11 protein-coding genes are annotated in these 14775 nt (G+C 70.5%); 4 read left to right on the top strand and 7 right to left on the bottom strand.

Features of this window, described 5'->3' with window-relative positions; translation table 11 throughout:
- Window positions 1-17 precede the first annotated feature (17 nt).
- On the top strand, window positions 18-1769 hold the full coding sequence (locus Ato02nite_RS28465) for a DUF1996 domain-containing protein (RefSeq protein ID WP_213009718.1): 1752 nt from the start codon (window positions 18-20) through the stop codon (window positions 1767-1769).
- Window positions 1770-1772: 3 nt separating this feature from the next.
- Here Ato02nite_RS28465 and prfH read toward each other — a convergent pair whose 3' ends face one another.
- From prfH to Ato02nite_RS28440, 5 genes are all read right to left on the bottom strand, one after another.
- A complete protein-coding gene (gene prfH / locus Ato02nite_RS28460; RefSeq protein WP_213009717.1) occupies window positions 1773-2429 on the bottom strand; it encodes a peptide chain release factor H in 657 nt (218 codons plus the stop codon).
- On the bottom strand, window positions 2426-3463 hold the full coding sequence (locus Ato02nite_RS28455) for an RNA ligase RtcB family protein (RefSeq protein ID WP_213009716.1): 1038 nt from the start codon (window positions 3461-3463) through the stop codon (window positions 2426-2428). The genes prfH and Ato02nite_RS28455 overlap by 4 nt, the downstream gene beginning before the upstream one ends.
- Window positions 3464-3579: 116 nt before the next feature.
- Window positions 3580-4470: a LysR family transcriptional regulator gene (locus Ato02nite_RS28450; RefSeq protein WP_213009715.1), complete on the bottom strand. Its 891-nt coding sequence runs from the start codon at window positions 4468-4470 to the stop codon at window positions 3580-3582.
- A 12-nt stretch (window positions 4471-4482) separates the two neighbouring features.
- A complete protein-coding gene (locus Ato02nite_RS28445) occupies window positions 4483-5385 on the bottom strand; it encodes a YeiH family protein (protein ID WP_246607492.1) in 903 nt (300 codons plus the stop codon).
- A gap of 70 nt (window positions 5386-5455) precedes the next feature.
- Entirely contained in the window at window positions 5456-6184 is a 729-nt protein-coding gene (locus Ato02nite_RS28440; protein WP_213009713.1) for an arylamine N-acetyltransferase family protein, read from the bottom strand.
- 135 nt (window positions 6185-6319) lie between these two features.
- Between Ato02nite_RS28440 and fxsT the strand changes: the two genes are divergently transcribed.
- Window positions 6320-8941, top strand: a complete 2622-nt coding sequence (gene fxsT / locus Ato02nite_RS28435) for an FxSxx-COOH system tetratricopeptide repeat protein (protein ID WP_213009712.1) — start codon at window positions 6320-6322, stop codon at window positions 8939-8941.
- On the opposite strand, the gene Ato02nite_RS28430 is transcribed toward fxsT, so the two are convergent.
- Window positions 8938-10377, bottom strand: a complete 1440-nt coding sequence (locus Ato02nite_RS28430) for an XRE family transcriptional regulator (protein WP_213009711.1) — start codon at window positions 10375-10377, stop codon at window positions 8938-8940. The genes fxsT and Ato02nite_RS28430 overlap by 4 nt on opposite strands.
- 127 nt (window positions 10378-10504) lie before the next feature.
- Here Ato02nite_RS28430 and aceA point away from each other — a divergent pair, with 127 nt between their 5' ends.
- Both aceA and aceB read left to right on the top strand, forming a co-directional pair.
- Entirely contained in the window at window positions 10505-11788 is a 1284-nt protein-coding gene (aceA, locus tag Ato02nite_RS28425) for an isocitrate lyase (protein ID WP_213009710.1), read from the top strand.
- 1 nt (window position 11789) lies between these two features.
- Window positions 11790-13418 carry a malate synthase A gene (gene aceB, locus Ato02nite_RS28420; RefSeq protein WP_213009709.1) on the top strand — a complete coding sequence of 543 codons (1629 nt, stop codon included), beginning with the start codon at window positions 11790-11792 and terminating at the stop codon, window positions 13416-13418.
- A gap of 45 nt (window positions 13419-13463) precedes the next feature.
- Here aceB and Ato02nite_RS28415 read toward each other — a convergent pair whose 3' ends face one another.
- Window positions 13464-14687 (bottom strand): PP2C family protein-serine/threonine phosphatase, encoded by a 1224-nt coding sequence (locus Ato02nite_RS28415; protein ID WP_213009708.1) that lies wholly within the window; start codon window positions 14685-14687, stop codon window positions 13464-13466.
- Window positions 14688-14775: the final 88 nt, after the last annotated feature.

Raw genomic sequence — 14775 nt, 5'->3', positions numbered from 1 at the left:
CGGCGAGGAGGAAACACGTGAGAACCCAATATCGACGACCGGTACGGCTGGCTCTGGCGGTCGCGGTGCTGGCCGCGACCGGCGCGCTGACCGCGACGTTCGTCTCCAGCGGCGGCAAGGGTACGGCCGACGCGGCCACCAGCCTGGCCCAGTTCGTGCCGATCCAGCAGGTGAAACCCAATGTGGTGCGGCCCCGGACCGGCCCGGACGCGTCGACCGGGCGGTTCACGGTGGACTGCGGCACCAACGGCAACGGCAAGTTCAGCCCGGACAATCCGGTTGCCCAGCCCGGCATCAAGAACGGCGCCGAACACCTGCACGACTTCGTCGGCAACCTGGCCATCACCGCCAACTCGTCCGACGCCGACCTCGACGCGTCCGGGACCACCTGCCGCAACGGCGACAAGTCGTCGTACTTCTGGCCCGTCGTCCGGATCGACCGGTCGGTGCGCCCCAGCGGTGCCCAGGTTCAGCAGGCGCTGGCCGGCACGTCCGGTACCGTGGCCTGCCCGTCCGTGCGGACCCGCCTGCCGGCCGTTCCGGTCGGCGCCAAGGCGGCGGTCGACCGGCAACTGGGTGACCTGGACCGGCTCGACCGCAGCGCCGACCGGCGGATCCTGGCCACCCGCGGCATCGACACCCGGCTCAACAACGAGGTTCTGCAGTCGCTGCGCACCCGCCGCGCGGCGATCCTCGCCCAGATCAGCGACACGATCCGGGCGGCCGGTGGGAAGCGCCCGGCCGGCCTGGTCTCGCTGACCGAGTGCGACATCAGCTACGACGGCATCCACGCCGGCCTGCACAGCGAGCACAGCGCGAGCACGACGTCCACCCGCTCCGCCACCGCCCAGGTGCGGTGCCCCAGCGTGCGCGACAAACTGCCCGGGGTGCCCCGGACGGCGCTCGCCGAGGTCGACCGCAGCCTCGCCGAGCTGGACCGGCAGATCTCCGAGGCCAATCAGCGCCTGGTCACCAGCCGTGGTCAGGGTGGCGCGAACTTCATCGACAACGCCATTCTCGGCCCGCTGAAGGCCAAGCGCACCGCGGTGCTCGACCGCATCGCCATCGCCATCGGCCGCAACGGCACCCGCCCGCAGGGACTCGACAGCCTCGCCGGCTGCACCCTCGGCCAGGACGCGGGCGGCGGCCAGGCCACCGGTCAGCCGTCGGCCGCGCCGAGCGGTACGGCCGCCCCGCTGCCCGAGCCGCAGGGCCGCAACCTGGAACTGCCGAACAACACCGGCGGCATCGTACGGCCGCAGTCGGTGCTCATCGAGTACCGCGGCAACCCGGTCAGCAAGGTCGTGCCCATGCCGAAGTTCCTGCGGGAACTGACCGGCGACGCCAAGCCCACCAGCCGTGGCCCGGCCAACGCCCGCGCCACCTGGACCTGCGCCGGTTTCACCGACCGGCTGTCCGACCGTTACCCGATCTGCCCGGCCGGCCGGTCGGTCCAGCGGGTGCAGGACTTCCCGGGCTGCTGGGACGGCAAGAACATCGACAGCGCCAACCACCGCGGACACGTCGCGTTCGCCGACAAGACGACCGGGGCCTGCCCGGCCGGTTTCGTCGCCATCCCGCAGCTCCGGATCACCATCTCCTATCAGATCCCGCGCGACGTCCAGCTCAACGGCCAGTACGCGCTCGACTCCTTCCCGGAGGAGAACCACAATCCGTTCTCCGACCACAACGACTTCATCAACGTCAACTCCGCGCAGACCATGAATCGCATCGCCACCTGCATCAACCGGGCCAAGAACTGCCGGTGAGGGTCAGGTCCGGGCCGCCCGCTCGGTGCGGACCGGGTTGCCGCGGACCAGGCCGTCATGGACCTGCCAGCGGGCGGTGATGGCGGCCTGGGCGGCGTTCTCGTTGGCCTGCGCTATCCGCGAACGGAGCAGGTCGACGGCGATGCGGCGGTTCAGGCTCAGGTACCGCTCGGTGTCGGCGACCACGGACAGGCCGGTCGGGCGGTGGGTGGCCCGCACCGCCGTACTCGCCTTGTTGCGGTGTTGCCCGCCCGGCCCGCCGGTCCGCACCGCGACGAAGTCGACGTCGTTCTCGGCGAAGCGCATCACCGGGACCTCCGGGTCGCACGGCTCGGCGATCACGTACCAGTTCTTGCGGCCCACCTTGCGGTACGGGCTCGGTGCCTGCCAGCACAGCGTGCCGGTCCAGCCGGCGGCGAACGCCGCGTCACCGGGCCCGTCGATGCGTAGCAGAACCGACCGGAACGTGCCCGGCCGCTCCCCGGGCACCGACTCGAGGCGGTCGACGGTCAGGGCGGCCGCCGCGGATCTCGGCCGCCTGACCTTCGGCCGGGCCTCCGGGTCGGCCGCCGAAGCCTCCAGACGACGGACGAGGCGGGCCACGGCCCAGGCGCATTCCTGCGGGCCGCGGCCCGCCGACAGGAGCAGATGTACGGTCATCGGCGTGCCGTCTTGTACGTCACCAGCGGGACCGTGGTGGCGATCGGGGTGGCCAGGCCGTGCGCGGTCAGGTCGCCGATCACCTGCTCGATCTTCTTGTACGCGGTCGGTGCCTCCTCGAACAGCAACTGCCGGTCGTCGCACACCACCAGCGAGCCCAGCGGGGTGCGGCGCAGCTCCGCCACCGTGTGTTTGGCCTTACCGCGGCGCAGTGCGTCGGACCGGGACATCTTGCGGCCGGCCCCGTGCGCCACCGACCAGCCCGCCTCCGGGCCGGCATGCCCGGCGACCAGGTAGGAGCGGGTGCCCCGGGTGCCGGCGATCAGCACCGTACGGCCGTCGCCGTTCGCGGCGCCCTTGCGGTGCAGATAGCCGCCGTCCCGCCACTCCACCGAGTTGTGGCACTCGTCGACGATCGGCTCGTCGGGGGCGGTGCCCAGGGCGTACGCCACTCGGGCGGCCATCAGCCGCCGGTTGAGCGACCCCCAGCGCACCGCCTCGTCGTGGGCTTTCAGGTAGTCGGCGGGCGAAGCCGCCGGTCCGGCACCGTGCTGCGAGGTGTGGTCGCGCAGGATGCTCTCGCCGAGCCCGCGCGAGCCGCTGTGCACGATCAGCACCAGGTCTTTCGTGCCGTCGACCCGGGCCAGCTCGACGAAGTGGTTGCCCCGGCCGACCGTGCCGATGCCGTCGAGGTGGCCGAGCGGCACGTCGCGGCCGACGAAATCCCAGGCCGGGTCGTCGGGGTCGGGGCAGCGGTCGAGGTCGGGGAAGCGGGCGGCCAGTTTCTCGGGAACCGGCCGTTTGAGCGAGATCGGGAAGACGGCGATGCCGCACCCGATGTCGGAGCCGACCAGGAACGGGTAGAGCACCGTCGAGTGCATGGCCGCGCCGATCGGGGCACCCTTGCCGGGGTGCAGGTCGGGCATACCGGCCACGTGCAGCATGCCGTCGAGGGCGGCCACCTGGTGGCACTGATCGACGGCGTCGGACTCGATCCAGCTGGATGGGGACGCGAAGATGCGTACGGAAGCCATTGCTCACTTTCCACGCGGCGTTGTGCCGCTTCCGTGCGGCGAACGCCGCAAAGGGGTGAAGGAGTCGAGGGCGGTTCCGTCAGCGATTCATGCGACGAGGATGGCGCAGGGGGTGCTCAGGCGGCAACCGAATTAGCGATCAGCTCGGCGGCCAGCCCGGTCGGCGCCACCCCGAGCCAGACCGCGTGCAGTGGCCGGACCAGCGACAACCCGTGCACCCGGACCTCGACCAACTCGCCCGCCCGCACCAGGGCGTCGGTGGCGCGGGCGCTGACCACCCCGATGCCGCCGCCCGCCCGGACCGTGGCCAGGATCGTCGTGGTGGAGCCGAGGCTGGTGGCGTGCGGCAGCGCGACGTCACCGACGGCGTTCAGGAACGTGTCGCGGGTGCCCGATCCCGGCTCGCGCAGCAGCAACGGCTGTTCCGGCAGGTCGGCGATCGTCAACGCGGCGCGCGCCGCGAGCGGATAGCCCGCCGACACGACGAGAGCGACGCGATCCTCGCCCACCTGGCGTGAGCTTAGGCCGGCCGGAATGTCCGGCGACTCCACGAAGCCGAGGTCGGCCGCACCGCCGCGGACCGCCTCGCAGACCCCCTGGCTGTTCGCCACCTGGGCAGAGATCTCCAGGTCGGGATGGGTGCGGCGGAGGGTGAGCAGCCAGGCCGGCAGCATGTACTCGGCCACCGTGAGACTCGCCGCCACCCGCAGCCGGGCCTTCTGATCGTCACGCAGGGTGCGAACACCGTCGGCGAGCGCGTGCGCGGCCTCCACCACCGGCTGGGTCCACACCACCACCGCCTGCCCGGCCGGGGTCAGCAGGCTCCCGCGCCGGGAACGCACCAGCAGCGGCACGCCGAGCCGCCGCTCCAGTTTCGCGAGGCGTTCGCTGGCCGTCGGCTGGCTGATGCCGTGCCGCCGGGCGGCACGCCCGACACTGCCGGTCTCGGCGACCGACAGCAGCAGGTCGAGAGCCGGCAGATCGCTGATCCACGGCGGCAGGGGCATCGGTGCTCGATCCTACGTGAGTTGCTGCAGGCCAAGGCTGGTTGCGGCGACCGACACCCAGAGCACGAAGCCGAGCAGCAACGGCCGCGGCCCGGCCCGGCGCAGCGCGGCCACGTCGGTGGACAGACCCACCGCGGCGAGCGCGACCGCCACGCACCCGACGGCCAGCCAGTGCAGTGCCGGCAGCACGATCGCCGGCACGAACCCGATCGTGTGCAGGCCCGCCATCAGCACGAACGCGCCCAGGAACGAGAGCTGCCGGCCGCCGGAGCGCCCGCCCAGCACCAGCACCACCGGAACGATCATGAGCGTGCGCACGAGCTTGACCACGACGGCGTGCTCGGCAGCCACCGGCCCGTAGCCCGTCGCCGCCGCCACGACCGCGCTGGTGTCGTTCACGGCCGTGCCGGCGAACAGCCCGAACGCCTCCTGGCTCAACCCGAGCAGATGCCCGAGCGGCGGAAACACCACCACGGCGGCCACGTTGAACAGGAAGATCGTGGAGATCGCGTACGCGACGTCGCCGCTGCGCGCCCGGATCGCCGGGGTGACCGCCGCGATCGCCGAGGCCCCGCAGATGCCGGTGCCGACTCCGATCAGCGTGCGCAGGTCACCCGGCACGCCGAGCGCTTTCCCGGCCAGCCAGGCAAGGCCGAGGCACACCGCCAGGGTGCCCAGCATGACCGGAACCGATCCGAGGCCGACCGAGGCGACCTCACCGAGCGACAGCTGCGCGCCCAGCATCACCACGGACGCCTGCAGGACCGGCCCCTTCGCCAGGTCGAGCGTGGGCTGCCGGACCGTGGTGACCCGGCTGAGCAGCACCCCGCCGACCACGGCGAACACCGGCACGCCCAGCACCGGCACGAGGGTGCCGCAGAGCACCGCGGCCAGGCCGAGCAGGAGAACGATCACACCTCTCAGCGTCCGGCGCCCCGGGCCGCGCCGGTAGCGGCCATCTCGCACTCGCGGTCATCGGCATTGCCTATGACACGGCACGTTCCAGGACCACCCCAAAAAGATCACGGTAGGCGGCGAGCAGCTCGGCGTCCGACTCCAGCACCGTCTCGGTCCGGCCCGCTTGACCGGTACGGATCAGAGTGCGCCCCGAGATCGTGATGCGCCCGTCCCCGTCCAGCCGGGTGCAGACCGTACCTTTGCGGAAGTGCGAGCCCGGCCAGGTCTGCTGCCACCAGCAGGCCGGCCCGAAGTCGATCAGGTCGCGAGCCCGTCGCTCGATCCGGTGCACCGGCTGCCCGTCCCGGCTGACCAGCAGATCACCGTCGCCGCCGTCGGCGACGACGAAAACCCCGCCGGGGTCCTTCTGGTCGCCGCGCTCACCCAGGCTCAACGGGTACGTCGAGTGTGCTCCGAACCCCACGTCCACCAGCCACTCGTCGTCCACGATCAGCCCCAGGTGATCGAAGATCGGCCCGAACCGCTCCCCGCCGAACACCCGAACCCCGATCCGGTCGACGCGGTGCCCGAGCCCTTCGAGCAGGATCGCGAAGGCCCCGTTGAGTTCGTAACAGAATCCACCCCGCCCCCGCCGCACGATCTTGTCGAACAGATCGTCCGGCGCCAGCGAGATCGTCTCCCCGAGATGGATGCTGAGGTTCTCGAACGGCACCCGCTCCTGGTGGGCCCGGTGCAGGTCATGCAGCGAGGTGCCCCGGTCCGCACCGATCCGGCCGAGGTAAGCGTCGATGTCCATGGCCCCACCCTGCGACCTGAACCGCACTTCAGGTCAAGCGACGAGTTCACGATCAGGCGTTCCGGAACTATCGCCTGTGGAGTGCGGCGATATCCTTCACCGCAGTGGATTCACCCGTTGCGGAAACGAGAACCTGTGGCGGCTTGGGACGGCAGTGGCGCGCGGCGGCACCGGTACCGGCCGGAGGAGCGGATCATCGGGGACATCCCGATCCGCAATCGCAACTTCTCCGGTCGCGACGAGGCTCTCGCCGCCCTGGACCGCGCTCTGGAGCCGGGCAGGCACTCGCTTCTACTGCCGAACCTGTACGGGCTCGGCGGTGTTGGCAAGACCCAACTGGTCATCGAGTACGTCCATCGCCACCTGGACCGATACGACCTGATCTGGTGGATCCCGGCCGAGCAGACCTCCATGGTGCTCGCCTCGCTGACCCAGATAGCGCATCGTCTCGACCTGCCGGTGGCGGACGATCAACAGGAGACCGCGCGGACGGTGCTGAACTGGCTGGCGGGCAGCGACCGGGAATGGTTGCTGATTTACGACAACGCCGACGAGATCGCCCCTCTTGCCCAGCTGATCCCCACGACCGGTGGGCACGTGATCCTGACGACCAGGAACGAGGAGTGGGGGCGGATCGGCGACTCGATCGAGGTCGACGTCTTCTCCCGGACGGAGAGCATCCGATTCCTTGTCGGCCGGATGGGACGGCAAGATCGCGCTCCCACGGTCTCTGAGGCCGAGGCCGGGGAACTGGCCGCAAAGCTCGGTGACCTTCCGCTCGCCCTGGATCAGGCGGCCGCGTGGATGCTGGCAACCGGGATGTCGATCGATGAGTACCTCGATGTGTTCGAGGCGCACCTGCTGGAGCTGCTCGACGAGGGACGCCCGCCGGACTATCCCTTCACCATCGCGGCCTTCGTGGCGCTCGCCATCGAGAACCTGCGCGAGCTCGACGAGGCCCTCGTTGAGCTGTTCGCTCTCTTCGCCTTCCTCGGCGGCGACGGGATCCCGCAGTCGCTGCTGCGGCGCGGCGGCCGGGGAGCCGACCTGTCGCCGTCGCTGGGCGCGGCGCTCCGCGATCCGATCCGGTTCGGTCGTCTGGTCCGTGAGCTGCACCGATACGGTCTGGCCCGGAAGGTCACGGCGGCGCGGACCTCGACCGGTCCGGATCGGTCGGACCGGGCGTCGGGCATCCAGGTGCACCGCCTCGTGCAGCGGGTATTGCGCGACACGCTCGCCCCGGAACAGCGCGAGCAGGCCCTGCGCAACGCGCAGAATCTACTGGCCGCCGCGGCGCCGGGGGACCCGGACGAGATCGGCGAGCTGGACCTGCAGGGCCAGATCGGACCTCATCTCGTGCCCGCCGACATGATCCATGCTCATCACCGTCAGGGCCGCCAGGCCGTCCTGGACTACACGAGGTACCTATACGTGGTCGGGGACTACGAGAACAGCCGGGCGCTGGCCGACGGCGCCGTCACGGCCTGGACCACGGCGGACAGCGCGGACCCCGACGTCGGGGAGAACGGCCAGTCGACGTTGCTGGCGCGGGCCTGTCTCGCGAACGCGACCCGCGCCCTGGGCGACAGCAAGGAGGCTGCGGCCATCCTGGCGGACGTCTACGAGCGCCTCCTGATCGCCGAGGACTTCGGGCCCCGGCACCCGTACACCGTGATCACCGGCAGTCAGCGCGGCTATGACCTGCGCATTCAGGGCCGGTACGCCGAGGCGCTCGCGTTCGATCAGGACAGCCTGGCCGCACACCGCGAGGTGTTCGCCGGCGAGGAGATCTACATTCTGCGGAGCATCGGCAGTCTCGCATCCGATCATCGGCTCCTCGGCCGGTTTGCCGACGCCATGCGCCTCGACGAGGAGATCGCGGCACACTACGGCGACGTCGGAGTGCTCGGGATCGACGCCACACGGGTCAACATCGACCTGGCTCGAGACCTCTATGGTCTCGGGGCCTACCACGCGGCACTGGCCCGGCTCGAGGAGTGGATGCCGACGGTCGAACGGCTGCTCGGGGCGCGCCACTCGCACGCCCTGCTGACCGACCGGACCCGGGCCATCACTCTGCGCAAGGTGGGCCGGGTGACGGAGGCGCTCGATCTGATGCGGGACACCCGGACGCGAACGGTGATGCGCTTCGGCCCCGACCACGAGTACGCGCTGGCGGCAACCATGAGCCTGGTCAACCTGCTCCGGCAGGACGGAAACCTCGACGAGGCGGAGCAGTTCGTCGAGGACTCGCTCGGGCGGTTGCACCGGGATCTCGGCGTCGATCATCCGTCGACGATCGCCGCCGAGGTGAACCACGCCATCCTGCTGCGCTCGCGCAACGAGGACGAACGGGCGGCCGCAATCGGCGAGTCGGCCTTCCGCCGGCTGCTGGAACAGCTCGGCGCGGAGCACCCGTACACCATCTGTGCCGGAACTTCCCTGGCCACCGACCGTGCCCGGCAGGGTCGGGCGCCGGAGGCGCTGGCCCTCTCCGAGCGGATGCTGGAGCTCGGCCGGGAGGCCAACGCAGACGGTTTCGCCGTCCGCGACGGCGCCGATCACCCGTACGTCCTGATGCGAACCGTCAATCTCGCGCACGACGTGCGGGCGTGCGGCGACGAGGAGCGGGCGGCGAAGCTGTTCGACGGTGCGGTGGAGCAACTGACCGCGGTACTCGGGGCGGAGCATCCCGAGGTGCGCGCGGCGGTCGCGGGAGAGCGTCTGGAGGGCGACATCGAACCACCGCCGACCTAGGCGCGGCGGTCCAGGAACTCGTAGACGTCCTGGTTGTCGACGCCGGGGAAGGTGCCCGGTGGCAGCGCCGCCAGCAGGTGGGAGTGGACTCGGGCGCTGGGCCAGGCCGAGCCGGCCCAGCGCTGCACCAGGTCGGTGGGTGGGCGGCGGCAGCAGTCCGGGTCGGGGCAGCGGGAAATCGTACGGCGGGTGGTGTCGCCGCCGCGGAACCAGCGGGCGTGCTCGTACGGCGTTCCGACGGTTACCGAGAATTCGCCCGAGCGGGTGGACTCGATGTGGACGGTGCACCAGTAGGTGCCCGCGGACGTGTCGGTGAACTGGTAGAACGACGAGTACGGGTCGTCGGCCTGGAAGATCGTGCGGGACGCCCACTTGCGGCAGATCGGCTGGCCCTCGATGGCGCCGGTCACGTCGGACGGAAAGCGGACGCCGTCGTTCTCGTAGGCCTTGTAGACGATGCCGCTCTCGTGCACCCGGGTGAAGTGGACCGGAATGCCGAAGTGCTGGGTGACCAGGTTGGTGAAACGGTGCGCCGCGGTCTCGTAGGAGACGCCGAACGCGTCCCGGAAGTCGTCGATCGCCAGCGCCCGGTCGTTCTTGGCCTCGCGCAGGAAGCCGGCCGCGAACTTCTCCGGCATCAGCAGCGCCGCCGCGAAGTAGTTGGCCTCGACCCGCTGCCGCAGGAAGTCGCCGTAGTCGCTGGGGTCGTTGTGGCCGAGCACGAAGTGGCCGAGGGTCTGCAGCACCACCGCGCGCGGGTCGTGGCCCTTGCCGCTGGCGACCTGCGGCAGGTAGATGCGCCGGTTCTTCAGATCGGTCACCGAGCGTGTCGAGCCGGGCAGGTCGTTCACGTAGTGCAGGGAGAAGCCCAGTGACGCCGCGATGTCGAGGATGCCGCGCTGGGACAGCGGGCCGGTGGTGTAGCGCACCGACTGCAGCACCTTGGCCGCGGCCGCCTCGATCTCCGGGAAGTAGTTGTTGCGTTCGCGCATGTTGACCCGCAGCTGGGCGTTGGCCTTGCGGGCCACCTCGGGGGTCGCGCTCTGCGCGGTGAGCACCCGGTTGAGCTCGCGGTGCAGGCCGACGAGGGATTCGAGCGCGTCCGCCGGCAGCCTGCGGCCGCCGCGGACGATCGGAAGACCCAGGGCGGCGTACGCCGTCTCCTGCTGGAAATGCGCGAGGTCGATCTCCAGGCCGGCGCGCCGGGAGGGCGCCTCCGGGCGCAGAAGATCTTGCAGGGGTACGCCGAGGGCGGTCGCGATGGCCTGCAGGATCGACAGCTTCGGCTCGCGCTTGCCGTTCTCGATCATCGAGAGCTGGGACGGCGCTCTTCCGACGGCTTCGCTCAGCTGCTCGAGCGTCATGTTCTTGGATTTCCGCAGGTGGCGGAGCCGTTGGCCGAGGGTCACGAGGTCGACAGAAGGTGAAGCGGTCACGGGTTTGACGCTAACAGAAATTCTGCGTTTCTTCTGCTCACAAATGCCTCCCGAGCCCCTTGCGAAGTGCGCGACAGTCGAATTCTTCCACCGAGCAACACGGCGACAGGGTAGGAAAGGGATTTCGATGACTGATCAGCTGACCCGGGGCGGTACCGCAGCGGACCTCACTCAGGCGTGGGCCGGCGATCCCCGTTGGACCGGCATCAAGCGCACCTACACCGCGGACGACGTGGTCAAGCTGCGCGGCACGGTCCAGGAGCGGCACACCCTGGCCGAGCGCGGCGCGCAGCGGCTGTGGGAACTGCTCAACAGCGAGGACTACATCAACGCGCTCGGCGCGCTGACCGGTGGCCAGGCGGTCCAGCAGGTGCGGGCCGGTCTCAAGGCCATCTACCTGTCCGGCTGGCAGGTCGCGGCGGACGCGAACCTGTCCGGTAACACCTACCCGGACCAGTCGCTCTACCCGGCCAACTCGGTTCCGGCCGTGGTGCGGCGAATCAACAACGCGCTGATGCGCGCCGACCAGATCGACACCGCGGCCGGCCGCTACGAGCGCGACTGGTTCGCCCCGATCGTCGCCGACGCGGAGGCCGGCTTCGGTGGCCCGCTCAACGCGTTCGAGCTGATGAAGTCCATGATCGTGGCGGGTGCCGCGGGCGTGCACTGGGAGGACCAGCTGGCCAGCGAGAAGAAGTGCGGCCACCTGGGCGGGAAGGTTCTCATCCCGACCCAGCAGCACATCCGTACGCTCAATGCCGCTCGCCTCGCGGCCGACGTCCTCGGCGTTCCGTCGCTGGTCATCGCCCGCACCGACGCGCTGGCGGCCGACCTGCTCACCACCGATGTGGACGAGCGCGACAAGCCGTTCATCACCGGCGAGCGTACGGCCGAGGGCTTCTTCCGGGTGCGGCCCGGTTCCGACGCGGCGATCGCCCGCGGGGTTGCCTACGCCGACTACGCCGACCTGCTCTGGGTGGAGACCGGCAAGCCGGACCTCGAGTTCGCCCGCAGCTTCGCCGAGGCTGTCCACAAGGAGCACCCCGGCAAGATGCTGGCCTACAACTGCTCGCCGTCGTTCAACTGGAAGAAGAACCTCGACGACGCCGACATCGCGCGCTTCCAGAAGGAGCTCGGCGCGATGGGCTACAAGTTCCAGTTCGTCACGCTGGCCGGCTTCCACGCGCTGAACCACTCGATGTTCGAGCTGGCCCGCGGCTACGCCGAGACCGGCATGACCGCGTACGTGAAGCTGCAGGAGGCCGAGTTCGCGGCCGAGGCGGACGGCTACACCGCGACCAAGCACCAGGCCGAGGTCGGCACCGGCTACTTCGACGCCGTCTCGACCGCGCTCAACCCGGACAGCTCGACCACCGCCCTCAAGGGCTCGACCGAGACGGAGCAGTTCTGACATGGGCGGCGAAGAGGTCACTATCACGGGCACCACGGACGGCCGTTACTCCGAGATTCTGACCCCCGAGGCCATCGCGTTCGTCGTGGCCCTGGACCGTGAGTTCGGCGCCCGGCGGGTGCAGATCCTGGAGCGCCGCCGGCGCCGCCGGACCACCCGCACCTCCGAACTGGACTTCCTGCCGTCGACTTCTGCGGTGCGCGAGGATTCCAGCTGGCAGGTCGCCCCGGCCGCGCCCGATCTGACCGACCGCCGGGTCGAGATCACCGGGCCGCCGGAACGCAAGATGACCATCAACGCGCTCAACTCCGGCGCCAAGGTCTGGATGGCCGACTTCGAGGACGCGACCTCGCCCACCTGGGAGAACGTGGTCCTCGGCCAGGCCAACCTGCGCGACGCGCTGGACGGCAAGCTGGACTACACCGCGCCGGACGGCCGGGAGTACAAGGTCGGCGCCGACCTACCGACGATCATGGTGCGGCCGCGCGGCTGGCACCTGCCGGAGGCGCACCTGCGGGTCGGCGGCCGGCCGGTCTCGGCGTCGCTGTTCGACTTCGGGCTCTACCTGTTCCACTGCGCCCAGCGGCAGCTGGACCGGGGCAGCGGCCCGTACTTCTACCTGCCGAAGCTCGAGTCGCATCTCGAGGCCCGCCTCTGGAACGACGTCTTCGTCTTCGCCCAGGAGCAGCTCGGCATCCCGCGCGGCACGATCCGGGCCACGGTCCTGATCGAGACGATCACCGCGGCGTTCGAGATGGACGAGATCCTGTACGAGCTGCGGGAACACTCGGCCGGCCTGAACGCGGGCCGCTGGGACTACCTCTTCAGCATGATCAAGAACCGCCCGGACGTCGTGCTGCCGGAACGTTCCCAGGTCACCATGACGGCACCCTTCATGCGGGCGTACACCGAGCTTCTCGTCCGTACCTGTCATCGTCGCGGAGCGCACGCCATCGGCGGCATGGCCGCCGTCGTCCCCAGCCGGGACCCGGTGGCCGCGAAGCGGGCCTTGAACCAGGTCCGGCAGGACAAGCGGCGCGAGGTCGGCGATGGTTTCGACGGTTCCTGGGTCGCGCACCCCGGGCTGGTCGCGACCTGCCGCGAGGTGTTCGACCAGTGGCTCGGCGCGGAACCCCACCAGATCGTGCGCAAGCGCGACGACGTGCGGGTCACCGCCACCGACCTGCTGGACGTGAAGACCCTCGGCGTCCAGGTGACCGAGGTGGCGCTGCGCAACAACAGCAGTGTCGCGCTGCGCTACATCGCGGCCTGGCTGGGCGGCCGGGGCGCGGTGGCGCTGGGCGGCCTCATGGAGGACGCCGCCACCGCCGAGATCTGCCGCGCGCAGCTCTGGCAGTGGATCCACGCGGGCACCCCCACCGACTACGGCGTTCCGGTGTCGGCCGCCCTGGTCACCCGGATGCTGCGCGAGGAGCTCGACGTGCTCAGCGAGACCGGCGCCCTCGACGAGGACTCGGCCCGGCGGTTCGGCCAGGCCCGCACCCTGCTCACCGTCCTGCTGACCGAGCGCACCTGCCCCGAGTTCCTCACCCTGCCGGCCTACCTGCGGCACATGTCCGGCGGATCGGGAACTCCCGCCACCACCGAGCAGGCCACTGTCGCAGCCTGAGCGGTAGAGAGGACGGCGCGGTCCCGGCACTGGGCCGCGCCGTTCTCACAGCTGATCACCGCGGCGGGGCACGCTCAGGGCCATCACGGCGACGTCGTCGTCGACCTCGTCGAAGGTGGCCAGCAGGTCGACAAGGGCATCGACGGCTGCGGCCGCCTCGGTGGGTCCCTGGTTGCGGACGAAGTCCCGCAACGCGTCGTCGCCGTAGCGGTCGCCGTCCGGCCCGGTGCGGGCCTCGGTCAGTCCGTCGCTGTACAGGATGAGGGTGTCACCCGGATCCAGTCGGATGGTGCGGGTCGCCAGGCGGGGTTCGGCCAGGATGCCGATCAGGGTGCCGCCCTCGGTGTGCTGGTAGTCGGTGCTGCCGTCGGCCCGGACCAGCAGGGCCGGTGGGTGCCCGCCGGCGGCGATCGTGGCGATGCAGCCCACGTCTCGTCGCTCGAGGACACCGAAGATGACGGTGCAATGCCGGTGCGCCTGGCTGCGGTACTCCTGGAACAGCACGGCGTTGAGGTTGGCCAGCACAGCGGTGGGTTCGGGATCGTAGACGGCGGCGGCCCGCAGCGTGTATCGAGCGGCGGCGGTCACGGCCGCGGCGTCGACGCCTTTACCGCGTACGTCGCCGAGGAAGAATCCCCAGCGGTCGCCGGGCAGCGGGAACAGATCGTAGAAGTCGCCGCCCACCTCGTCGGCAGTTGCCATGTGATAGTGGGCCGCCGCGGCCATCCCGGGCGGGACCGCCAGCGCGGCCGGCAGCAGGCTGCGTTGCAGGCCGGTGACGAGTTGCCGCAGCCGCGCCCGGTCCTGCTCGGCGCGGCGGCGGGCGCTGAGCAGCTCCTGCTCGTAGGCGCGCCGTTCCCTGGCGTCGAAGACGGTGGTGCGAATCAGCAACGGCTCACCGTCGCCGCCGGTCTTGACGGTCGAGGTGATCAGGACCGGCAGGAGTGTTCCGTCGGCGGAACGCAGTTCCATCGCGATTCCGCTGACGTTGCCCTGCATCCGCAGCATGGGCGCGCAATGGGTCTCGTGGTATAGGCGGCTGCCGACCGCCAGCAGGTCGACGAAACGGCGCCGGCCGACCAGGTCTTCACGGGTGTGGCCGAGCCAGCCGAGCAGGGTGGCGTTGACCTTGGCGATCGTGCCGTCCAGCAGGGTGGAGAGGAAACCGCACGGCGCGTTGTCGTACAGGTCGTCGATGTCGTCCTCCAGCAGCGCCGGGAAGGTGTCGCCCCCGACCGCCCTCCGTGTCGCCGGCGTGGGCTCACTCATGCTTCCCCATGCTGACGGCAAGCGGGCGGCGTCGCTTCATAGCACGATCCTCGCACTCGCCGTGCCGCCGTCCCACATCTGTTCTCCC

The organism is Paractinoplanes toevensis (assembly GCF_018332695.1).
GTDB lineage: Bacteria > Actinomycetota > Actinomycetes > Mycobacteriales > Micromonosporaceae > Actinoplanes > Actinoplanes toevensis.
This window is presented reverse-complemented; position numbering and strand designations above follow the sequence as displayed.

What these genes read in the sequence shown, in the direction of transcription:
- aceA (WP_213009710.1), top strand. Translation starts at nt 10,505, where the DNA reads ATGACTGATCAGCTGACCCGGGGCGGTACCGCAGCGGACCTCACTCAG.
- Ato02nite_RS28450 (WP_213009715.1), bottom strand. Translation starts at nt 4,470, where the DNA reads ATGCCCCTGCCGCCGTGGATCAGCGATCTGCCGGCTCTCGACCTGCTG.
- Ato02nite_RS28415 (WP_213009708.1), bottom strand. Translation starts at nt 14,687, where the DNA reads ATGAGTGAGCCCACGCCGGCGACACGGAGGGCGGTCGGGGGCGACACC.
- aceB (WP_213009709.1), top strand. Translation starts at nt 11,790, where the DNA reads ATGGGCGGCGAAGAGGTCACTATCACGGGCACCACGGACGGCCGTTAC.
- Ato02nite_RS28440 (WP_213009713.1), bottom strand. Translation starts at nt 6,184, where the DNA reads ATGGACATCGACGCTTACCTCGGCCGGATCGGTGCGGACCGGGGCACC.
- Ato02nite_RS28455 (WP_213009716.1), bottom strand. Translation starts at nt 3,463, where the DNA reads ATGGCTTCCGTACGCATCTTCGCGTCCCCATCCAGCTGGATCGAGTCC.
- prfH (WP_213009717.1), bottom strand. Translation starts at nt 2,429, where the DNA reads ATGACCGTACATCTGCTCCTGTCGGCGGGCCGCGGCCCGCAGGAATGC.